Source organism: Crossiella sp. NPDC003009, from assembly GCF_053591555.1.
In genome coordinates this window covers 1-20,484 of the sequence record NZ_JBSFUA010000027.1, presented here as the reverse complement: position 1 = coordinate 20,484, position 20,484 = coordinate 1, and the positions used below count along the sequence as shown (strand labels likewise).

At 71.1% G+C, this 20,484-nt stretch carries 21 protein-coding genes; 10 read left to right on the top strand and 11 right to left on the bottom strand.

Annotation, left to right across the window (positions count from 1 at the left end; translation table 11 throughout):
* Positions 1 to 26: 26 nt before the first annotated feature.
* From treY to ACWDY5_RS25405, 3 genes are read left to right on the top strand one after another with little or no spacing between them, the layout of a single operon-like run.
* Entirely contained in the window at positions 27 to 2,318 is a 2,292-nt protein-coding gene (gene treY, locus ACWDY5_RS25415) for a malto-oligosyltrehalose synthase (RefSeq protein WP_449724667.1), read from the top strand.
* Positions 2,315 to 4,030 carry a malto-oligosyltrehalose trehalohydrolase gene (treZ, locus tag ACWDY5_RS25410; protein ID WP_449724666.1) on the top strand — a complete coding sequence of 572 codons (1,716 nt, stop codon included), beginning with the start codon at positions 2,315 to 2,317 and terminating at the stop codon, positions 4,028 to 4,030. Before treY ends, treZ begins: the two co-directional genes overlap by 4 nt.
* Before the next feature lie 2 nt (positions 4,031 to 4,032).
* Positions 4,033 to 4,695 (top strand): formylglycine-generating enzyme family protein, encoded by a 663-nt coding sequence (locus ACWDY5_RS25405; RefSeq protein WP_449724665.1) that lies wholly within the window; start codon positions 4,033 to 4,035, stop codon positions 4,693 to 4,695.
* Positions 4,696 to 5,008: 313 nt separating this feature from the next.
* On the opposite strand, the gene ACWDY5_RS25400 is transcribed toward ACWDY5_RS25405, so the two are convergent.
* Positions 5,009 to 5,371 (bottom strand): OsmC family protein, encoded by a 363-nt coding sequence (locus tag ACWDY5_RS25400; RefSeq protein ID WP_449724664.1) that lies wholly within the window; start codon positions 5,369 to 5,371, stop codon positions 5,009 to 5,011.
* A gap of 97 nt (positions 5,372 to 5,468) precedes the next feature.
* On the opposite strand from ACWDY5_RS25400, the gene ACWDY5_RS25395 reads away from it, so the two are divergent.
* The gene (locus tag ACWDY5_RS25395; protein ID WP_252485576.1) at positions 5,469 to 5,876 is read left to right on the top strand and encodes a phage holin family protein; all 408 of its coding nucleotides are present in this window, start codon (positions 5,469 to 5,471) and stop codon (positions 5,874 to 5,876) included.
* The gene (locus ACWDY5_RS25390; protein WP_449724663.1) at positions 5,873 to 6,067 is read left to right on the top strand and encodes a DUF3618 domain-containing protein; all 195 of its coding nucleotides are present in this window, start codon (positions 5,873 to 5,875) and stop codon (positions 6,065 to 6,067) included. The genes ACWDY5_RS25395 and ACWDY5_RS25390 overlap by 4 nt, the downstream gene beginning before the upstream one ends.
* Here the strand turns inward: ACWDY5_RS25390 and ACWDY5_RS25385 are convergent.
* From ACWDY5_RS25385 to ACWDY5_RS25370, 4 genes are read right to left on the bottom strand one after another with little or no spacing between them, the layout of a single operon-like run.
* Positions 6,064 to 6,594: a hypothetical protein gene (locus ACWDY5_RS25385; protein ID WP_449724662.1), complete on the bottom strand. Its 531-nt coding sequence runs from the start codon at positions 6,592 to 6,594 to the stop codon at positions 6,064 to 6,066. The two genes, ACWDY5_RS25390 and ACWDY5_RS25385, sit on opposite strands and share 4 nt — an antisense overlap.
* Before the next feature lie 5 nt (positions 6,595 to 6,599).
* Complete coding sequence (locus ACWDY5_RS25380; protein ID WP_449724661.1) at positions 6,600 to 7,688, bottom strand: hypothetical protein; 1,089 nt, start codon at positions 7,686 to 7,688, stop codon at positions 6,600 to 6,602.
* An 11-nt stretch (positions 7,689 to 7,699) separates the two neighbouring features.
* On the bottom strand, positions 7,700 to 8,104 hold the full coding sequence (locus tag ACWDY5_RS25375) for a FixH family protein (protein WP_449724660.1): 405 nt from the start codon (positions 8,102 to 8,104) through the stop codon (positions 7,700 to 7,702).
* Positions 8,101 to 9,462: a hypothetical protein gene (locus tag ACWDY5_RS25370; RefSeq protein WP_449724659.1), complete on the bottom strand. Its 1,362-nt coding sequence runs from the start codon at positions 9,460 to 9,462 to the stop codon at positions 8,101 to 8,103. The genes ACWDY5_RS25375 and ACWDY5_RS25370 overlap by 4 nt, the downstream gene beginning before the upstream one ends.
* A gap of 147 nt (positions 9,463 to 9,609) precedes the next feature.
* On the opposite strand from ACWDY5_RS25370, the gene ACWDY5_RS25365 reads away from it, so the two are divergent.
* Positions 9,610 to 10,773: a sensor histidine kinase gene (locus ACWDY5_RS25365; RefSeq protein ID WP_449724658.1), complete on the top strand. Its 1,164-nt coding sequence runs from the start codon at positions 9,610 to 9,612 to the stop codon at positions 10,771 to 10,773.
* Positions 10,770 to 11,417 carry a response regulator gene (locus tag ACWDY5_RS25360; protein ID WP_449724657.1) on the top strand — a complete coding sequence of 216 codons (648 nt, stop codon included), beginning with the start codon at positions 10,770 to 10,772 and terminating at the stop codon, positions 11,415 to 11,417. The genes ACWDY5_RS25365 and ACWDY5_RS25360 overlap by 4 nt, the downstream gene beginning before the upstream one ends.
* Positions 11,418 to 12,053: 636 nt before the next feature.
* On the opposite strand, the gene ACWDY5_RS25355 is transcribed toward ACWDY5_RS25360, so the two are convergent.
* Positions 12,054 to 13,205, bottom strand: a complete 1,152-nt coding sequence (locus tag ACWDY5_RS25355; RefSeq protein WP_449724656.1) for a PP2C family protein-serine/threonine phosphatase — start codon at positions 13,203 to 13,205, stop codon at positions 12,054 to 12,056.
* Positions 13,206 to 13,311: 106 nt separating this feature from the next.
* Here ACWDY5_RS25355 and ACWDY5_RS25350 point away from each other — a divergent pair, with 106 nt between their 5' ends.
* Positions 13,312 to 13,707 carry a MarR family winged helix-turn-helix transcriptional regulator gene (locus ACWDY5_RS25350; RefSeq protein WP_449724655.1) on the top strand — a complete coding sequence of 132 codons (396 nt, stop codon included), beginning with the start codon at positions 13,312 to 13,314 and terminating at the stop codon, positions 13,705 to 13,707.
* A gap of 81 nt (positions 13,708 to 13,788) precedes the next feature.
* On the opposite strand, the gene ACWDY5_RS25345 is transcribed toward ACWDY5_RS25350, so the two are convergent.
* Positions 13,789 to 14,649, bottom strand: a complete 861-nt coding sequence (locus ACWDY5_RS25345; RefSeq protein ID WP_449724654.1) for an MmyB family transcriptional regulator — start codon at positions 14,647 to 14,649, stop codon at positions 13,789 to 13,791.
* 149 nt (positions 14,650 to 14,798) lie between these two features.
* Between ACWDY5_RS25345 and ACWDY5_RS25340 the strand changes: the two genes are divergently transcribed.
* Positions 14,799 to 15,374 carry an SDR family oxidoreductase gene (locus ACWDY5_RS25340; protein WP_449724653.1) on the top strand — a complete coding sequence of 192 codons (576 nt, stop codon included), beginning with the start codon at positions 14,799 to 14,801 and terminating at the stop codon, positions 15,372 to 15,374.
* A gap of 16 nt (positions 15,375 to 15,390) precedes the next feature.
* Complete coding sequence (locus ACWDY5_RS25335; RefSeq protein ID WP_449724652.1) at positions 15,391 to 15,768, top strand: STAS domain-containing protein; 378 nt, start codon at positions 15,391 to 15,393, stop codon at positions 15,766 to 15,768.
* Between the two features lie 7 nt (positions 15,769 to 15,775).
* On the opposite strand, the gene ACWDY5_RS25330 is transcribed toward ACWDY5_RS25335, so the two are convergent.
* The 4 genes from ACWDY5_RS25330 to ACWDY5_RS25315 all read right to left on the bottom strand — a co-directional run bounded on the left by ACWDY5_RS25330 (position 15,776) and on the right by ACWDY5_RS25315 (position 20,072).
* Positions 15,776 to 17,116, bottom strand: coding sequence for an ABC transporter substrate-binding protein (locus ACWDY5_RS25330; RefSeq protein ID WP_449724651.1), 1,341 nt, complete (start codon positions 17,114 to 17,116; stop codon positions 15,776 to 15,778).
* Between the two features lie 102 nt (positions 17,117 to 17,218).
* On the bottom strand, positions 17,219 to 18,049 hold the full coding sequence (locus ACWDY5_RS25325) for an ABC transporter ATP-binding protein (RefSeq protein WP_449724650.1): 831 nt from the start codon (positions 18,047 to 18,049) through the stop codon (positions 17,219 to 17,221).
* 8 nt (positions 18,050 to 18,057) lie between these two features.
* Positions 18,058 to 19,110: a FecCD family ABC transporter permease gene (locus ACWDY5_RS25320; RefSeq protein WP_449724649.1), complete on the bottom strand. Its 1,053-nt coding sequence runs from the start codon at positions 19,108 to 19,110 to the stop codon at positions 18,058 to 18,060.
* Positions 19,107 to 20,072 (bottom strand): FecCD family ABC transporter permease, encoded by a 966-nt coding sequence (locus ACWDY5_RS25315; RefSeq protein WP_449724648.1) that lies wholly within the window; start codon positions 20,070 to 20,072, stop codon positions 19,107 to 19,109. Before ACWDY5_RS25315 ends, ACWDY5_RS25320 begins: the two co-directional genes overlap by 4 nt.
* Between the last annotated feature and the right edge of the window lie 412 nt (positions 20,073 to 20,484).

Here is a 20,484-nt window from a genome sequence, read left to right as displayed (position 1 = left end):
CACACACCACACGGGGGCTACCACCGATGACCACGCCCAGCTCGACCTACCGGTTGCAGCTCAACGCGGAGACCACCTTCGCCGCAGCGGCCGAACTGGCCGACTACCTGGCCGAGCTGGGCGCGGGCGCGCTGTACGCCTCCCCCGTGCTGCAGGCCGCCCCCGGTTCCACGCACGGCTACGACGTGGTCGACCCGACCCAGCCCTCGGCGGCGCTGGGCGGGCCGGACGGGCGGGCCGCGCTGAGCACCAGGCTCGGCCAGCGCGGGCTGGGGCTGGTGCTGGACATCGTGCCCAACCACATGGGGGTGGCCGACGCCGCGGCCAACCCGTGGTGGTGGGACGTGCTCAAGCTCGGGCAGTCCTCGCCGTGCGCGCACTACTTCGACGTGGAGTGGTCGCACGGGCCGCTGCTGATCCCGGTGCTGGCCGATGACGAGGCGGCGCTGGACGAGCTGCAGATCAAGGAGGACTGCCTGGTCTACGGCGACCTGCGGTTCCCGCTGGCGCCGGGCACCGAGGAGGGCTCGCCGAGGGTGGTGCACGAGCGGCAGCACTACCGGCTGGTGGACTGGCGGCGGGCCTCCACCGAGCTGAACTACCGGCGGTTCTTCGACATCAACGAGCTGGCCGCGGTGCGGGTGGAGGACGAGGAGGTCTTCCAGGCCACTCACGGCGAGCTGCTGCGCTGGGTGTCCGCCGGGCAGGTGACCGGGTTGCGGATCGACCACCCGGACGGTCTCACCGATCCCGGCCGCTACCTGCGGCGGCTGCGCGCGGCCGCGCCGGAGGTGTGGCTGGTGGTGGAGAAGATCCTCGGCGTGGACGAGGCGCTGCCGACCTCCTGGCCGGTGGCGGGCACGACGGGTTATGACGCGCTGCGGGAGATCTGCGGGGTGTTCGTGGATCCCAAGGGCGAGCCGGTGTTCACCAGGCTGGCGGCGGAACTGGGTGTGCCGGTGCAGGTGCACGAGGTGGAGCGCGGCTGCCGTCGCCGGGCGGCCGGCACCATCCTGGCCGCGGAGGTGCGGCGGATCGCCCGGCTGCTGCCGGAGTTCGACCCCGCCCGCGCGGAGGCCGGGATCGCCGAGCTGCTGTCGTCCTTCCGGGTCTACCGGAGTTATCTGCCGGAGGGGCGTGGGCCGCTGTGCGCGGCGCTGGCCGCGGCGAGCATGGCCCGGCCGGACCTCTCCGACGTGATCAGCCTGGTGGGTCAGCGGATGCTCACCGATCCGGAGTGCGAGCTGACCCAGCGGGTGCAGCAGACCTCGGGCATGGTGATGGCCAAGGGCGTTGAGGACACCGCGTTCTACCGGTGCACCCGGTTCGCCGCGCTGAACGAGGTGGGTGGGGCGCTGGACCGGTTCGGGGTGTCCGTGGCCGAGCTGCACTTCCGCAACGCCGCGCGCGAGGCGGGCTGGCCTGCCACCATGACCACGCTGTCCACCCACGACACCAAGCGTTCGGAGGACGTGCGGGCCCGGCTGGCGGTGCTGGCCGAGGTGCGGGACGAGTTCGCCGGTGCGGTGCGCCGGTGGACCGACCGGGCCGGGCTGCCCGAGCCCTCGCTGAACCTGCTGGCCTGGCAGACCCTGGTGGGGGCCTGGCCGATCAGCCCGGAGCGGATGCGCGAGTACCTGGCGAAGGCGGCCAAGGAAGCCAAGGTCGCCACCTCATGGACCGACCCGGACGCCGAGTTCGACGCGGTGGTGGCGGCCTGGCCGGAGCGGGTGCTGGCCGACACCGAGCTGGCCGCGGACGTCGCCGCCTTCGCTCAGGCGGTCCGGGTGCACGGCTGGTCGAACTCGTTGGGGCAGAAGCTGATCCAGCTGGCCGGGCCGGGGGTGCCGGATGTGTACCAGGGCACCGAGCTGTGGGACTTCTCCCTGGTGGACCCGGACAACCGGCGGCCGGTGGACTTCGCCGCGCGGCGCAACCTGTTGGCGCGCATCGACTCCGGCTGGCTGCCGGAGGTGGACGAGCTGGGCGCGGCCAAGCTGCTGCTGACCTCCCGGGTGCTGCGGCTGCGCCGGGACCGGCCGGAGCTGTTCACCGGCTACCGGCCGCTGGACGCCGAGGGTCCCTCCGCTGAGCACGCGCTGGTGTTCGCGCGCGGGCCGGAGCTGAACTTGGTGGCGGTGGCGACCCGGTTGCCGGTGGGGCTGGGCGCGGCCGGTGGCTGGCGGTCCACGGTGCTGCCACTACCGATCGGCGAGGGCTCGTGGACGGACGCGCTGACCGGCCGTGAGGTCTCCGGCTGCCCCCGGCTGGCCGAGCTGCTGTCCCCGTACCCGGTGGCGCTGCTGGTGCGGTCATGAGCGAGTTCAGCGTCTGGGCGCCGAAGTCCGAGCGGGTCCGGCTGCGCCTCGACGGCGCCGAGCACGACCTGCGCCGCCACCAGGACGGCTGGTGGCGATCGGCGGAACCGTTGTCCGGCAACGACTACGGCTTCCTGCTCGACAACGATCCGACTGCGCTGCCCGATCCGCGCTCGCTGCGCCAGCCGGACGGCGTGCACGGGCTGTCCAGGGTCTACCGGCACGACTTCGCCTGGACCGACCAGAACTGGACCGGCCGGGCGTTGCCGGGCTCGGTGATCTACGAGCTGCACATCGGCACGTTCACCCCCGGCCGCACCTTCGACGCCGCGATCGAACGCCTGGACCACCTGGTGGAGCTGGGCGTGGACTTCGTGGAGGTGATGCCGGTCAACTCCTTCGACGGCCCGCACGGCTGGGGCTACGACGGGGTGCTCTGGTACGCCACGCAGGAGTCCTACGGCGGCCCGGACGGCTTCAAGCGGTTCGTGAACGCCTGCCACGGCAAGGGCCTGGGCGTCATCCTGGACGTGGTCTACAACCACCTTGGCCCGTCCGGGGCCTACCTGGACCGGTTCGGCCCGTACTTCGCCGGCGAGACGATCTGGGGTCCGACGCTCAACCTGGACGGCCCGGACTCCGGCGAGGTCCGCCGTTACGTCATCGACAACGCGGTGTCCTGGCTGCGCGACTTCCACGTGGACGGCTTGCGCCTGGACGCGGTGCACGCCCTGTCCGACCGCCGCGCCACGCACCTGCTGGAGGAGCTGGCGGTGGAGGTGGAGTCGCTGTCCGCACACCTGCGCCGCCCGCTGACCCTGATCGCCGAGTCCGACCTCAACGACGCCCGCCTGGTGACCCCACGCGAGGCCGGCGGTCTGGGCCTGCACGCCCAGTGGGCCGACGACATCCACCACTGCCTGCACACCACCCTCACCGGCGAACGCCAGGGCTACTACGCCGACTTCGGTTCCCTGGAGTCCCTGGCCCGCACCCTGCGGGAAGCCTTCTTCCACAACGGCACCTGGTCCTCCTTCCGCGGCCGCACCCACGGCCGCCCGATCGACCCGCACCGCCAGTCCGGCCACCGTTTCCTGGCCTACCTGCAGAACCACGACCAGATCGGCAACCGCGCCACCGGCGACCGCCTCTCGGCCACCCTGTCCCCCGGCCTGCTGGCCTGCGGCGCCGCCCTGGTCCTGTGCGGCCCGTACACCCCCATGCTGTTCATGGGCGAGGAATGGGGCGCCAACACCCCCTGGCAGTTCTTCGCCACCTTCCCCGACCCGGCCCTGGCCGAAGCGGTCCGCACCGGCCGCCGCCGCGAGTTCGCCGACCACGGCTGGTCCGCCGAAGACGTCCCGGACCCCATGGCCCCAGAAACCCTGGAACAGTCCACAGTGGACTGGTCAGAGCTGGCCCAGCCACCCCACGCAACCCTGCTCACCCTGTACCGCAACCTGATCCACCTCCGCCGCGACCACCCAGCACTGTCCGACCCCCGCCTGGACCGCCTCCAGATCGACTACGACGAACAACAACGCTGGCTGGTCATGCACCGGGGAGACCTCCGGGTAGCAGTCAACCTGGCCGCCACCCCCACCGAGCTCCCCTACCCGTCCACCACCGTCCTGCTGTCCTCCGCACCGGTGGAACCCGGCGAAACCCTCCTCCTCCCCCCGGAGTCCTTCGCCGTGATCCGCACCTTCTGACCATGAAGCTGATCGCCGTCCCCCCAGGACAGGTAACCCTCACCGACCGCCGAACCCAGCAAACCTGGCAGGTCGACCTGGCCCCATACCAAATCGCCACCCACCAGGTCACCCAGTCCCAGTACGCGGAAGTCACCGGCACCCGCCCAAGCACCACCAAGGGCGAAAACCTCCCGGTGGAATCAGTCTCCTGGCGGGACGCGATCACCTTCTGCAACAAACTCTCGCACCAAGAAAGACTAACTCCAGCATACCATCTTGACAGTGAAAACATCGAATGGGACAAAACCGCAACCGGCTACAGACTCCCCACTGAAGCCGAATGGCAATACGCCTGCCAAGCAGGAACAAAAGCCCCCAGATACGGCAACCTGGACGACATAGCCTGGCACCGCGACAACTCTAACGAACAAGTCCACCCAGTAGGCGAGAAGCAGCCCAACGCCTGGGGCCTGCACGACATGCTCGGCAACGTCTGGGAATGGTGCTGGGACCTGTACGACCCAGAGGTCTATGGCAGCTACCGAGTCCTCAGAGGCGGCGGCTGGCTGGACGAACACTGGAGCGTCCGAGCGGGAGTGCGCCGCAAGAGCCATCCCACCTACGCCATCGACGATGTGGGCTTCAGGATCGCCAGGAACAGCATCACCATAAGCGAACGGTAGATTCTGTGATTTTGTTTGGGGGGAGGCCATCCCGTAAGCTAGCCCAGCGATTGGGCAGGCCTCACCAGCCTGCCCCTTCAGCCCAATCAGGGATGGCCTAGGGACCCCAAACCAAATCATAGAATCTACCGCTGGTCCGCGATATGGCTATCGCAACCTGTTCGCGCTGCTCGGTGAGTTTTGCGATTTGGTTTGGGGCCCCTAGGCCATGCCACATTGGGCTGAAGGGGCAGGCGCCGCAGGCCTGCCCAATCGCCGGGCTAGCTTAAGGCATGGCCTCCCCCCAAACAAAATCACAAAACTCACCGCTCGATTAATGTTCACTATCGACAAGTCCAACTCTGATCGCGATCCGTCCCCAGTTGCCGCTGGTATACGGCCACAAGCGATCCGCTTCCCGGACCAACCGGTGGCTGTCCCTCTCATCGAGCCCCGGCACCGCAACCTTCGCCACCACCTCAACGCTGTACTCACCGTTCAAGCCGCTGGCGATCTGCGACTCCACCTCCACCGTGAACTCCCCCGGCTCCAGCTTCAGCCTCCCGGCGGCCTCGGTCACGGCATGCCACAGGCACGCTGCCAGCGCCTCCGCGTGCAGTTGTTCGGGCGTGGCTCGGCCCTCGTCGGCTGCGGTCGCGGAGGCGCGGCGTAAGGGTGTGGGTTCGATGGTCTCCATGTGCTGGCAGTGCCCCGGATGCTGCCTGCGGAAACGGGGGGTTTCGCTTCGCGCCCTGGGGTTACTCCGATTGCAGTCGCTGGAAGGAGCGCGGAGGATGAGACCCGTTGTGGAGCACGCTGACCAGCGGTCCACTGGAGAGCTGGTCAAGAGCTTGACGGAGCAGGTCAGCACGCTTGTCCGGGAAGAGATGGCGCTGGCCAGGGCCGAACTGCAGGAGAAGGGCAAGAAGGCCGGGGTCGGCGCGGGGCTGGCCGGCGCGGCTGGGTTGCTGGCGTTGTACGGACTGGCGGCGGTGATCGCGGGGCTGGTGTTGTTGCTGGCCACGGTGCTGGTGCCGTGGGCGTCCGCACTTGTGGTCGGGGCGGGGATCCTGGTGATCGCCGGGATTCTGGCGCTGGCCGGGCGCGCGCAGCTCAAGCGGGCCGTGCCGCCGATCCCTGAGCAGGCACGGGCCAACGTGCGCAAGGACATGGAGCTGATCCAGGAAGGGACGCTGCGATGAGCGGCACCGACCAGGTTGAGGAACTGCAGCACCAGGTCGAGCACACCCGGGCGCAGCTCGGGCAGACCGTGGACGAGCTGAACCGGCGGGCCGAGGAGAAGATGCACAAGGCCGCCGAGTTCGTGCCGCTGGCCCTCGGCGGCCTCGCGGTGCTCGTAGTGTTGTTGCTGCTGCGGAAGATCCGGCGCTAGCCGGGCGCGGGCGCCGCTTCGGGTGTGCTGCGGCGCCAAGCGATCACCAATAGTGCCACCAGACCGAACAGCGGCAGGGTGCTGATCGACCAGCTCAGCGCCATCGGCGGGCCGGGTTGCTCCAGCACGGGCAGGGTCAGCTGCCCCGTGCCGGAGCCCTCGGCGCCGTTGACGGTGAACTTGAACGTCCAGTCGCCCTCGCTGGGCAGGCTCTGCACGTCCAGTCCCCACACCTCCCGCTTGCGCGGGTGCCGCACCAGCGGCCGGGGGCGTTCCCGGCTCACGCCTGGCCCCATGATGCTCAGCGTGCCGGTGCGGCCCTGGATGCCGCCCTCGGGCATGAAGCTGAAGTCCAGTGACTGCAAGGCTTTCACCGGCCAGGTGCTGAACCCGACCGTCAGCTTGTACGGCCCAGCTTGGACTGGCTCGGCGTGCACCACGTTCACCGGCTCGTAGGCCAGTGCCGGCGCGGCCGAGCCGACCAGCAGTCCGATCGCGCCCAGCAGCGCGGCCAGTGTCCTGCGCATTCCGTTCACCCTTCCCGCACCGGGGCGAGCTGCCGCAGCATCCCGCCGAACCGCACACCCAGGAATCCCCCGAGCACGCCGAGCACCAGGCTGGCGATCGCGGTGCTGACCAACACTTCCGCGCCCGGCAGCGCGAGCCCGCGCAACAGCGAGGCCTGCACCGGGGCGAGACCGCCGACCACCAGCCCCGCCACTCCCCCCGCCAGCGCGCCCACCCTGGTCAGCCGAGCACCGCCGCGCCGCGCCGCGGCCAGCCACAGCTCCAGCCCACCGCCGACCAGCAGCAGGCAGATCGGCCACAGCGAGGGCATGCCCGGCACCTCACTGACGAAGTCGCGCACCGGCAGCCCAATCGCGTCCGCGTAGGTCTTGGCCGCCCACGGCGAGAACCACCAGAACACCGCCTGCAACACCGCCAGCACCGCGGCCACGCCGATCGCGCCACCTGGCCGGTCCAGCACTCTCGCGCCGATGATCACCACCAGCACGCACAGGAACGCGGTGCCCGTGGCGATCGGGTTGACCGGGGCGGCGGGCAGCTCGCCGAGGCCGATGGTGATCACCGTGCTGAAGGCGAGCAGCACGGCGAGGCCGACCAGGGTGCCGATCGCGCCCCAGCGGTAGGACCGGGCGACCGCGAACACCATCACCGCGCCGATCATGGTGATGGAGATGGACAGCAGCAGGCCGATGTGCGGTGGCGAGGCGATCACCGCGTCGAAGCCGTACAGCGAGTGCCACCACTGGTCCCACAGGCCGTACAGCAGGAACGAGGCCGCGCCCAGCCCGCAGATCAGGTAGCCGACCGGGGCGGCGAAGGTGCGCCCGAACACGCCCACCGCGCGGCCACCGACCAGCGGATCCACCGGCCGGCCGCCGCGCTGGGCCGCGGTGGTCAGCAGCACCACCACCAGGCTGGCGATACCGGCGATCGCGCTGCCGGAGTACAGGAACAGGTGCGGCAGGGTGAAGAAGGTGTCCGGACCGACATCGCTGTGCCACTGGATGTCCCAGGTCAGCCCGGTCAGCGAGAGCAGGCTGCCGCCGAGCACAAAACCGGCCGCTACCAACCCTTTCGGCGCGGTCGTCTCCATTGGTGTCCCTTTCACTTGACCAGCAAGGGAAAAACAACCCGGTCGGTGCCGGCGGCCCCGTGCAGCACCACGGTCAGCTGCCAGGGACCGGACATGTGGAACAGGAACCCGTGCGCCCGGAACCGGCCGGGTGCCTCGGCCTGCGCGCCGACCGGGGCGAGCGCGTGGCCCATCTGCGGCATCACCGGCTCCAGGCTGACCCGGTCCACCGCGGCGGGCCTGCCCTCGCGGTCGGTGACGGCCAGGGTGACGGTGTTGTCGCCGGGTTTCGGGTCGGCGATGGACAGCGCCACGGTGTGCTTGGGCGTGCTCTGCTGGGCGGTGGTGGCCCCGGCCCCGGCGCGCGGCCAGCACACGAACAGCGCCCCGCCGAGCAGCAGAAGTCCCGCCGCGGCAAGGAGAACCACCTTCTTCATCGGGCCGCCTCCGGCACGGTGATCTCCGCCGCGACCGTGCGCACCGCGTAGCCGCGTTCGGCCTGCCCCCACACCAGGTAGCGGCCGGGTAGCGGGAAGGTGTAGGTGAACGGCACGTCCGGGCCGTAGGCGGCCACGCTCTCATCCGGCTTGCCCGGCTGCCCGGGTGTCGGCGGGATCATCGAGTGCACGTGCGCCCACACCGGGGCGTCCGCGATCTCCCCGCGCACCGGCCCGACCACGATGAGGTGGCCCAGCATGCCCAGCCAGGGCTGGAGATCCGCGGTGCCGAAGCGGGCGGTGAGCGTGCTCGGCGTGCCTGCCGCTTCGATCCGCCGGTGCAGCTCGACCGGTTCCAGCTGGGCGGTGCTGGGCGCGATCTCGTTGAGGCGCACCGAGGTCCGGGCCAGCTGGCGGCCGCCGCCGCGCCGGGCGAGCTCGGCGGCCACGGCGTAGCGGCCGGTCTCCGGCGCGATCAGCCGGGCGCGGTAGTCGCCGGGGCCGACCCGGATCGGGTGCAGGTGCCACAGGCGACCCGACGGCGAGACCACCGCGAGGTGCACCAAGGCGTTGTCGTGCACCAGCAGGTCGTCAACGGGCTGGCCGGTGGCGCTGTCGGCGAGGGTGAGCCGCAGGTCCTCGCCGACCTGGTCGGCGAGCACGGTGACCGGTGGCCGGGCCGGGTCGACGGCAGGTTGCTGGGTGCGGGCGTAGGGGTCGGCGACGCTGTCGTAGGTCGGGTCCTGCACCGAGCCGGGCGCGGGCGGCGGCGGCACGGTGGCCGACAGCAGCGCCGCGGTGACCGCGACCGCGAGCGCGGCGACCAGGCCCGCGGCCGGGGCCAGCGCGATCAGGGCGTGGCCGCGCAGGGCGAGGAACAGGGCCACCAGCAACAGGATCCCGGCGGCGACGAACCCGCCGTAGACGGTGTTCTCCGCTGGGGACTTGACTTTTGCGGGCACCACGAACGGGATGGTGGCGGTGCGGCTGCCGTCGTCGACGGCGAGCTCCCACGGCCCGGCGCGGTCCACGCTCAGTGTGGCGCGGTGGAAACCCGGGACAGCGCCCAGGCGGACGCGGGTCGCGCTGAACCGCACGCCCGAGCTGGACAGCCGCAGCGCGAGCTCGCCGGGCGGACTGCCGGCGTGCGTGACCACGTCGACGTGCACCGGCCCCGGCACCGGTTCGACCGCGCGGATCACCACGGTCAGCTCACGCTCGCCGAGGGTCTGCGCGACCTGGATGTCCGCGCCGCGGTCCGCGCCGTCGGCGTGCGCGGCACCGGCGCCGAGCAGCAGCCCGAGCGCGCAGAGCAGGGTGACCAGCGCGCCGCGCCGCCGGTTCGCGGAGATGTCCATCGCCGCTGGACGTTAGGGTCGGCCGGGGGCCGGGGGCGTCACGGCGGCGGGTGATCCGGCCTCCCCCACACGGGGGACTCGGCGCCGGGGGACGGTGCCGGATCATCTCAGGGTCCGCTGCCGTGGCCCAGGGGAAGGAGCGGTGCGATGCGCTTGACCACCGACGAGCCGAGCCGGTCGCTGTCCCGGCAGTCGGTGCTGGTCGCGGCGGTGGCCCTGCTGACCGACTCGGTGCTGTTCCTGCTCACCGGCTGCGCCACCACCTGGGACACCTGGGTGATGCTGGGTGCGATCGTGCTGGCCGACGCCGGCCTGGCCGGCCCGGCCCGGAACTCCGGGATCATGGCCGCCCTGCACGGAATCGTGCACATGACCGCGGCGATGTTGCCGGTGCACGGCAACGACGCGGGCCTGATGATCGCCGGATATCGGGCCGGGGCCTGGCTTTCCGGCTGGCACGCGTGGACCGCGCTGGGCGTGCTGGTGATCAGCAGGGTGGCCGTCCAGCTGATGCGCCGCCCCGAGGTCTGGCACCTGTGGCCGGTGGCGGTGCTCTCCGGCGCGGTGCTGCCCTGGCTGGTCGGCCGCTACACCACGGCTCGCCGCGCCCACCTGGCCGAGCTGGAACAGCGCGCCGAACGGGAACGCCGGGACGCCGAAGAGGCCATGGCACAGGCGATCGCCAAGGAGCGCAGCGCCATCGCCAGGGACCTGCACGACGTGATCGCCCACCACGTCAGCGCGATCAACCTGCACGCCGGCGCCGCCCGCCTGAACCTGGCCCCCGGCGCCGAGGCCGTGGCCAGCTCCCTGAGCGCGGTGGAAACCGCCAGCCAGTCCGCCATGATCGACCTGCGCCACCTGCTGGACCTGCTGCACGGCGACAACCTGGACGGCGCCCGCCAACCAGGCCTGGACAACCTGGACGAACTCTTCGACGGCGTACGCGCGGCAGGCATCCCGGCCCGCCTGCGCACCGGCGGCGAACCCCGCGCGGTACCGGACTCCCTGGGCATCACGCTGTACCGGATCATCCAGGAGATGCTCACCAACGCCCTGCGGCACGGCGACTCTCGCGGAGTCGACGTGGCACTGGAGTTCCGCGAGGGCGCCCTGGAGCTGACCACCCGCAACACGGTGGCCGCCAAGACGACCCGCGACCCGGAGTCCAGCGGCAGACGCGGCCTGGCCGGCATCCGGAGCAGGGCAGGCATGTTCGACGGAGTCACCACCTACGGCGTCACCGAGGACGGCCGAACTTGGCAGACCTCGGTGACATTTCCGTTGGAGCCACTGGAGGTCCGGGCGTGACGGTGCGGGTACTGCTGGCCGACGACCACGCGATGCTGCGATCCGGACTGCGAGCGCTGTTGACCACACAACCGGACCTGGAATGCGTCGGCGAGGCGGCGGACGGCCGCGCGGCAGTGGCCGAGGTGGCCCGGTTGCGCCCGGATGTGGCGATGCTGGACATCCGGATGCCGAAGGTGGATGGCTTGAGCGCCACCGAGGCGATCCTGGCCGCGCCCGACAACCGGACCAAAGTCGTGGTGCTGACGACTTATGACAACGACGAGTACGTGTACCGGGCACTGCGCGCGGGGGCGAGCGGGTTCCTGTTGAAGAGCTTGCCGCCGGAGGAGCTGCTGACCGCGATCCGGGTGGCGGCGCGCGGGGACGCGTTGATCGATCCGTCGGTGACGCAGCGGTTGATCTCCCGGTTCGCGGGGAGCATCGCGCCGCCCGCGTCGGCACCCGGGTTGGACTCGCTGACGGCTCGGGAGCGGGAAGTGTTGCTGCTGATGGCCCGGGCGCACAGCAATGCGGAGATCGCGACGGCATTGCACGTGGGGGATGAGACGGTGAAGACGCATGTGTCGCGAATATTGGCGAAGCTGGGATTGCGGGATCGGGTACATGCGGTGGTGTACGCGCATTTGAACGGATTGGTGTAGTTGGGCCGGGGTGAAAACCCACGAAGAGGTTCTCTCGTCTTCTCCGTACGGCCTGGAGACTGCTAACCGCATCCCGCCGAGCAGACGCTCACAGCAACCGCCGCCGAACCCTCGCAGCGTGACGGCGGCTGGTCGGTGGGATGTGGTTCGCTGTCGGAAGGTCGTGCGGAGAAGACGAGAGGACCGCGAGCACGCTGGGTCTTGAGTCGGCAACCCAAACCCCGCCCCGCAACCTGCTCGTCCCGGCTTTTGACTTGTCAACCCCTCCGGGGGTCTGCCCGTCCGGCGAGGACATTCTTTTGCTTTTGATCTTAGGTTTTCAAGCGAAGATCAAAGTCAAGAGCGTCCTCGCCGGACGGGCAGAGATCAAAGCATGGGGGGGAAAATCAAAGTCAAAGGCCAAGACGCAGGCGTGGTCTTGAGGTTCCCCATGCCCGTCAACCTTCCGAAATCAAACCACATCCCAGCCCACGGCCGCCCTTGCGTTGCGTGGCCTTGGCGGCGGTTGCTGTGTGCGTCCGTGGGCTGGGATGTGGTTAGTTTTCTCCAGGTTGACGGGCATGGGGAACCTCAAGACTTCGGACAGGTTTTGAAAAGCCAGCCCGCCGCCTGCTCGCGGGCTTCGCCCTGCGGTCGCTAGTCCTTCCCCGTCCAGTCCAGGCAGACGCCCACCGCGTCGTCGTCCAGGTACTGGTCCTGGCAGAAGGCGCGCAGGTCGTGCAGCAGCGCCCGGATCGCCTCGCCCGGGGGAAGGCTGGCGGTGGCGCGGAGCATGCGTTCCAGGTTGTCGGCGTAGCGGCGGCCTTCGTAGACGGACTCGAAGATGCCGTCGCTGAGCAGGAACAGGCGGTCGCCGGGGCGGACGTTGAACTCCTGTTCGACGTAGACGGTGCTGTCGAACATGCCCAGCGGGAGTTGGGGCTCCAGGTGCACGGGTTCGACCTCGCCATCGCGGAGGCGCCAGATCCGGGGCGAGCCGGCGTCGATGGCGGTGACCCGGCCGTCGGCGATGTCCAGGTGGAGCAGCAGGGTGGAGACGTGCTGGCGGCCGCCGTACTGGGACCAGATGGCCTGGTCGGCCAGGGCCGCCTGGTCGGGGAGGCTGACGCCCGCTCTCCTGGCGTTGCGCAGGGCGTTGATGGCCAGGCTGGTCAGCAGGGCGGCGTCGACGCTTTCGCCCATGCCGTTGGTGACGGCGATGGTCAGGGCGTCGGCGTCGGCGGTCCAGTCGAAGTTGTCGCCGCGGACGGCGTAGGCCGGTTCGAGCTGGCCTGCCAGGCTGAACTCCTCGCGGTCCAGGCCCCGGCCGGGGAGCAGCTGCCACTGGATCTCGGCGGCCAGGGTCAGGCGTTCGGCTCGGCGGGCCAGGCGGAAGCGGTCGGTGGCGGCCTCGGCGACCTGGAAGGCCTGGGTCGCGGCGTGCGCCAGGTCGGTCAGTTCCTCGGCGGTGTCGTCGTCGGACGGGTCGGCGAAGGTGACCCGCAGCACGCCGAAGCGGTCGCCACGCACCGTCATCGGCAGGTACCAGACCTCCTCGGCGCCCTCGGTTCGGCGCACCGGCTCCTGGCCGCCGAAGGCCAGGCCGGCCGGGGTGCCCGCGATGGCCATCGGGGCCGGGTTCTCCGCGCGCAGCGGCTGCAGGGCGAGCATCCGGTAGTCGGCGAGGAACACCTCAGTGCTGGTGGCCCCATACTCAGTGTGGAGAATGTCTGCCAGGACATCACCCAGATCGTGCGCCGGGGCGCAGAGCATGGCACGCTCAGCGAAGGCGAGACGGTTGGTTCGCATGTCACGACACCTGCCTGAGTGGAGTAAAGCCCTGGTTCGGAACCACAGTCACCGTCCGGCCGAGCTTGCGGCCGCGGTGGAGGCTGCGGCGGAAACACTGGTCATCGTGTGGGGGCGCGCCGCGGAGAGTGTCCACCCGAAGGTTTCGGCCTCGCAGCTGGGCGCGCTGGTCGTCGTCGAGCGGCACCAGTCGATCACGCTGGGCAAGCTGGCCGAGGAGCTCGGTGCGATCCCGTCCTCGGCGAGCCGGTTGTGCGACCGGCTGCAGGCCGCGGGACTGCTGGCGCGGCGATCGAACCTGGCGGACCGGCGAGAGGTGTCGCTGGAACTCACCAAGGACGGTTCCCGGCTGCTGGAGCAGCTGCGGGGCGCGCGACAGGCCGAGCTGGGACGGGTGCTGGGGGCCATGAACCCGGCTGAGCAGACCGCGCTGCTGCACGGGCTCGCCAGCTTCCACTCGGCGTCCGGTGGGCTGGAAGCACAGCGGGAGGACACGGCCTAGCAGCCATCGCATTCCCACCCTCCGCGAGCTAACCCAACCAGTTCTTTGCCATGAGGCAAGGATTCTAACCTTAAGCATTTGTCATACCGCAAGCACCTCCCCGGCGCGCCGGGCAGTACCGCTGAGCAGCGCCAACGCGGCCGCCGATGCCGACCCGGGCTCGGCGTGGAAGAGCGCCAGCCGCTGACCGTCGGTGTCCGGCAGGGTCAGCAGGTCGTCGGCCAGGACGAGCGGGCCAACCCGCGGATGCCGGTACTCCCTGGTGTGGCTGGCGCAGCCGCGCACCGGGTGGCCGGACCACAGCTCGGCGAACTCGGGACTGCACCGGGTCAGCTCGTCGATCAGCCTGGCCAGTCCCGGGTCGCCGCGGTCGCGCCCGGCGATCTGCCGTAGATCGGCCACGGTGTCCTTGGCCTTGTCCGCCCAGTCGCCGAACAGCTCGCGCAGGCGCGGGTCCAGGAAGAACAGCCTGGCCCAGTTGGGGCGGGTGGCCGGGTCCTCGGGGGCGCGGAAGTCCAGGTGGGCGGCCAGCAGGGTGTGCGCCGGCGGGTTCCAGGCCAGCACGTGAGTATGACGGCCCAGGATCAGCGCGGGCAGGTTGACCGTGCTTACCAGGCTGCGCAGGTGGGGCTGGAGGTGTTCCGGGCCGTGCCTACGGCCGGCCTTGGGCCTGGGGCGGGCCAGGGTGTGCAGGTGGGCGCGTTCGTCGGCGTCCAGGCGCAGCGCGGCGGCCAGCGCGTCCAGCACCGACTCGGACGCGTTGTGGTTCAGGCCCTGTTCCAGGCGGGTGTAGTAGCCGACGCTCACCCCGGCCAGCTGGGCCAGCTCCTCGCGGCGCAGCCCCGGCACGCGCCGCCGGTCGCCGTAGTCGGTGAGTCCGGCCGCGGCCGGCGTCAGCCGCGCCCGGCGCGACCGCAGGAACTCGCCCAGCACCGTGTCCATGCCGTCAGCATCCTGCACCTGACAGGGGCAGGCACGCCCACCCGTCGGCGGCCACGATCGAGGGAGTGTTGGACGAGAGCGATGGCGGCCGAGACGCCGGTGCGAGCGCCGCGTTGGCCGGAGTTGGAGGTCTGGTGAAGGTGTTGGTGGTGGGGGCGTCCGGGACCATCGGGACGGCCGTGGCGCGGGCGTTGCGGGCGCGGGGGCATTCGGTGCTGGGCGCTTCTCGGTCGGGTGAACTTGTGGTCGACCTGGCGCGTGCGGAGTCGGTGGTGGCGTTGCTCGATGGGGTGGCGGAGCTGGACGCGGTGGTGTGTTGCGCGGCCAGCGGGGGGCTGACTTTGGTGCACGAAGGGGACGAGGCGGAGTTCACCACGGGACTGGAGGGGAAACTGCTCGGGCAGGTGCGGTTGCTGCGCGCCGCGATTCCCCGGTTGCGGGACGGCGGGTCGGTCACGTTGACCGGCGGCACGTTCACCGAACCGTTGCCAGGGGCCAGTTTTGGCGCGTTGATCAACGCGGGGCTGGCCGGGTTCGTGGCGGCGGCCGCGGCGGAACTGCCGCGAGGGTTGCGGGTCAACCTGATCGCGCCGGGGTGGGTCCGGGAGACGCTGGGAGTGGCGGATCGGGGGGTGCCTGCCGCCGAGGTGGCCGACTGTTTTGTCCGGGCGATCGAGGACACGTCGCTCAGCGGACGCGCATTAGTTGTCGCTCAGCAAACATAGGGGTTACGGTGAGCGGGTGATTCCAGCTACGCACGAACCCGGCGAGCCGCAGGACAGCCAGCAGATGTTGCAGCTGTCCTCGCGCACCACGGGTGATGCGGTGGTGCTCACCGCGGTGGGCGAGGTCGACCTGCTGACTGTGGACAGTCTTCGCGCCGCGCTGGACGAACAACTAGCCACCGCGCCGAAGCTGCTGGTCCTCGACCTTAGCGGGGTGTCCTTCCTCGCCTCGTGCGGACTCGCCGCGCTGGTGGAGTTCGAACGCTCCACCTCGGCCAACTCGGTCAAGCTACGCCTGGTGTCCACCGCCCGCTCGGTCACCCGGCCGCTGGCCGCGACCGGGCTGCTCCGCACCTTCGAGCTGTTCGACGACGTGCGGGCCGCGTTGCACTGACCCGCACTCAGTGCCTGCTGCGGCCGATCCGGGCCGCCCAGGCCTCATCGAGATACCCCGCGCCGGTGGGCGCGCCGGTGATGCGGTGGTTCAGGTACAGCGTGTTCGGCAGCTGGACCAGCGGGATCCACCTGGTCCAGGCCGGATCGGCGGGCGTGGGCGCGCCGCTGACCAGTGCCAGGTCCGGCTGGTCCGAACCGATGCGGGCGGGCAGGCCGATGCGGACGCAGGCGGCGAGCACCTCGGCGGCGGTCGCGACCGCTTCCACTCCCCCGCCGCCCTGGATCACCAGGTCCTGGCCGAGCGGCTCGGTCTCGGCGATGAGCCGGCGGGCTTCGTCCAGCACGGTCAGCGGCAGCCGGGGGCTGGGGCCCGCGGCCAGGATGGTGCCGCCGCCCTCGGGCACCGGTGGGTCGGCGGGCTGGGCCAGTCCGGCGAACCCCTCACGGGCGATGGCCTTGCGGTCCAGTGCCAGGGCCAGCGCGCGGCGGCGGCGCGGGTTGTCCAGCGCGCCGCCGGGCACCGGGTCCAGGGCGGCGACGGAGTTGCCGTGGCCGAAGTAGACCCGGCCGCTGGGGCTGCGGCTGAGCCGGACCACGGCGGTGGGACTGTCCAGGTAGCTGCCCTCGATCGAGGCGTCCAGCAGGCCGTTGACCAGCGCCGGACCGCTGGCGAAGGTGAACCGGACGGCGCCGGCCAGCGCGCGGGCCGCCGGGTTCCAGTAGCCATCGAAGCGGGTCAGCAGGATGTGCGAGCCGGGCACCCACTCGGCGAGCCGGAACGGTCCACTGCAACCATCCGAAGTGGACGGTGCTCCGGCGGCGAGGTGTTCGCGGCTGGCCACCGTGCCGGCGCGCCCGGCCAGGGTGCGGCTCAACAGCGGGTCGGGGGCGCGCAGCCGGAGGGTGACCTCCAGCGGGCCGGTCTCGGTGATGCTCTCGACCTTGTCGAAGCCGCGGGACAGCCTGCCACCGGAGGCCCGGTCGGCTGAACGGCGCAGGCTGGCCACCGCGTCCGCGGCGGTCAGCGTAGTGCCGTCGTGCAGACGGACGCCGGGGCGCAGCCGGTAGACGTGGGTCAGCGGTCCCGGGTTGTCGATCTCGGCGGCCAGGGCGGCCAGCGGCTCGCACAGGTTCGCGGTGACGGTGTCCTCAGGCGGCTCGCCGCCGTGCGGCCAGTCCAGCGACCGCGGTTCGCGCGGCACGGCCCAGGTGAATCCGGCGATCTCGGCCGCCGCCACCGGGGTTTCCGCGCTGTAGCGCAGCTGCACCAGTCCGGGCTGGGCCGCGCCGCACCCGGCCAGCAGCGCGCCTGCGAGCAGGAGCGCGGCGGCCGGGCGGCGGGTCATGGTGCCGATGCTGACAAAACCGCTGCCCGCGCGGCAAGGCTTGGCGCTGTGGTCTTTCGGACCGGATCCTTAGGCCCCAAATGGTCCACCGTCCACACTGGATCAGCCGACGACGGTGACCGGGGTCTGCTCGCGGACCCTGCGGGCGGGCACCACCAGCGGGGTGCCGGTCTCCGGGCACGGGATCACCCGGCAGGCCAGGCCGAAGACCTCCTGCACCAGCTCGGCGGTGACGATCTCCCTGGGGTCGCCCTGGGCCACGATCCGGCCGCCGCGCATGGCGATCAGGTGGGTGGCGTAGCGGCAGGCGTGGTTGAGGTCGTGCAGCACCGCGACCAGGGTGTGCCCCCGGTCCTCGTGCAGGTCCGCGCACAGGTCCAGCACCTCGACCTGGTGCGCGATGTCCAGGAACGTGGTGGGCTCGTCCAGCAGCAGGATCGGCGTCTGCTGGGCCAGCACCATGGCCAGCCAGACCCGCTGCCGCTGCCCGCCGGAGAGCTCGTCCACGAACCGTTCGGCCAGCTCGTCCACCCCGGTCAGCCGCAGCGCCTCGGACACCGCGAGCTCGTCCTCCGGCGACCACTGGCGCAGCAGCCGCTGGTGCGGGTAGCGGCCGCGGGCGACCAGGTCGGCCACGGTGATCCCGTTGGGCGCGATGGAGGTCTGCGGCAGCAGGCCGAGCCGCCGCGCCACCTCCTTGGCCGGGTAGGAGGAGATCGCGGCGCCGTCGAGCAGCACGGACCCGGCCTTGGGCTTGAGGATCCGGGACAGCGCCTTGAGCAAGGTGGACTTGCCGCAGGCGTTGGGGCCGACGATCACGGTGAAGGACCCGTCCGGGATGCGCACGCCGAGTCCCTCGGCCACGATCCGGGCCTCGTAGGCCAGGGTGAGATCCTCGGCGTGCAGCCGGGGTTCGGTGCGTTCCACAGCCATGGTCCGATCTACCTTCCTCGCCATTCGGTGGCCAGCAGCCAGGCGAGGTAGACCCCGCCGACCGCCGCCGTCATGACCCCGACCGGCACCGCCACCGGGGAGAAGAACCGTTGCGCCGCGAAGTCGCTGAGGGAGACCACGAACGCGCCCATCAGCGCGGTCGGCAGCAACACCGCGGAGGCGGCCTTGGTGAGCCGCCGGGTCAGCTGCGGCGCCATCAGCGCCACGAACCCGATCGGCCCGGCCGAGGCGACCGCGACGCCGGCCAGCGCGACGCTGGTGATCATCAGGATGGCCCGGCTGCGCTGCACCGGCACGCCGAGCGAGCTGGCCGCCTCGTCGCCCATCTCCAGCAGGGAAAGCCTGCGGCCGTAGGCGAAGGCGATCGGCAGCAGCAGGGCCAGCGCGACCGTCACCGGCAGCACGTGCTCCCAGCCACGGGAGTTGAGGCTGCCGGTGAGCCAGGCCTGCGCGGCGGTGGCGTCGCGCAGGCTGGCGCGGCTGATCAGGTAGGAGTTGACCGCGATCAGGATCGCGTTGACCCCGACGCCGACCAGCACCAGCCGGGAGCCGTGCACGCCCTTGGTGAAGGCCAGCAGGTACATGGCCAGCGCGGTCAGCACCCCGCCCGCGATCGCGCCGAAGGCCAGCTGCGCCGCGCCCGCCCCGGCCAGCACCATCAGGATGCCGCCGGTGGCCGCGCCCGTGGTGAAGCCGATGAAGTCGGGGCTGCCCAAGGGATTGCGGGCCAGGTTCTGCATGATCGCGCCACTGACCGCGAGCGCCGCGCCGACCAGCAGGCCGGTCAGCCAGCGCGGCAGCCGGAACTCGGTGATCACGTACTGCGCGGCCCGGCCGCCCTCCCCGGCGAGCGCGGAGAGCACCTGGCTGACGGTCAGCTCGTACTCGCCGATGGTCAGCGTGAGCACGCCGATCACCAGGATGGCCAGCACCAGGCCGATGGTGGCCGCGGTGCTGCGCGCGTGCAGCCGGAGCGAGACGGAGCCGCCGCGGCTGCGCAGCACCCGGCGCGGGCGGGGGCGGGTGGCCAGCTGGGTCATGCCGCCACCAGCTTCCGGCGCCGCACCAGCAGGATGAACACCGGCGCGCCGAGGAAGGCGGTGACCACGCCGACCTCCAGTTCGCCCGGCGCGAGCAGCACCCGGCCGAGGATGTCGGCGGAGAGCAGCAGCACGGGCGCGAGGATGGTGGAGTAGGGCAGCAGCCAGCGTTGGTCGGGTCCGGTGAACCCGCGCACCATGTGCGGCACGGCCAGCCCGACGAACCCGATCGGCCCGGCGGCCGCGGTGGCGGCCCCGCACAGCAGGGTCACCGCGATGGCGCCGAGGAACCGGGTCCGCCCGATGTTGGCCCCCAGCGCGCGCCCGGCCTCCTCGCCCAGCGCAACCGCGTTGAGCGCGCGGGAGAGCAGCAGCGCGAGCACGATCCCGACGAGCAGGAACGGGGCCAGCTCGTAGACGGTCTCCATCTTGCGCCCGGCGAGCGCACCGACCACCCAGTAGCGGAACTGGTCGAAAGTCTTGCTGTCCAACAGGATCAGCGTGGAGATGAACGCACTGAGCACCGCGCTGATGGCCACCCCGGAGAGCACCAGCCGCTCCGGCGTCGCCGCCCGCCGCCCCGCCGACCCGAGCAGGAACACCAGCACCGAGGCCACCGCCGCACCAGCGAAGGCGAACCAGACATAACCGGAGGCGCTGCCCACCCCGAACCAGCCGATCCCGATCACCACGGCGGCCGAGGCCCCGAGGTTGACGCCGAGCAGGCCGGGGTCGGCGAGCGGGTTGCGGGTCAGCGCCTGCATGAGCGCGCCGGCCAGCCCCAGGGCGGCGCCGACGCCGAGGCCGATCAGGGTGCGCGGGATGCGCAGGTCGTGGATGACCAGGGACTCGGTGGAGCCGTCCCGGGTCCAGAGGGCCTGCCAGACCTCGGGCAGCGGAATGCTCCTGGCGCCGACGGCGATGCTGAGCAGGCACACCAGCACCAGCAAGCCCACAGCCACGACCAGCCCCGCACTGCGGGTGACGCGACCAGCCGAGACCACCGCTTGCCCCCTCCGTCATTCGCGCACCTCAACTAAGGTGAGGCTAACTAAAGGCGGCTGAAGGCTCAACGACGGGGGTCGGGTGAGCGGTTGCGGTCGGGTGTCGATCAGGACACGCGGAGTGACCAGCGCCGGCGGTACAAGGCGGGGTGAAAACCCACAAAGCGGGCCTCTCGTCTTCTCCGTACGGCCTGGAGACCGCGCACCGCATCCCGCCGAGCAGACGCTCACAGGCGCGCAACCAAAGCCTCGCAACGTGACGGCGGCTGCTCGGCGGGATGTGGTTCGCTGTCGGAAGGTCGTGCGGAGAAGACGAGAGGACCGCGAGCACGCTGGGTCTTGAGTCGGCAGCCTGCTCAGCCCCGCAACC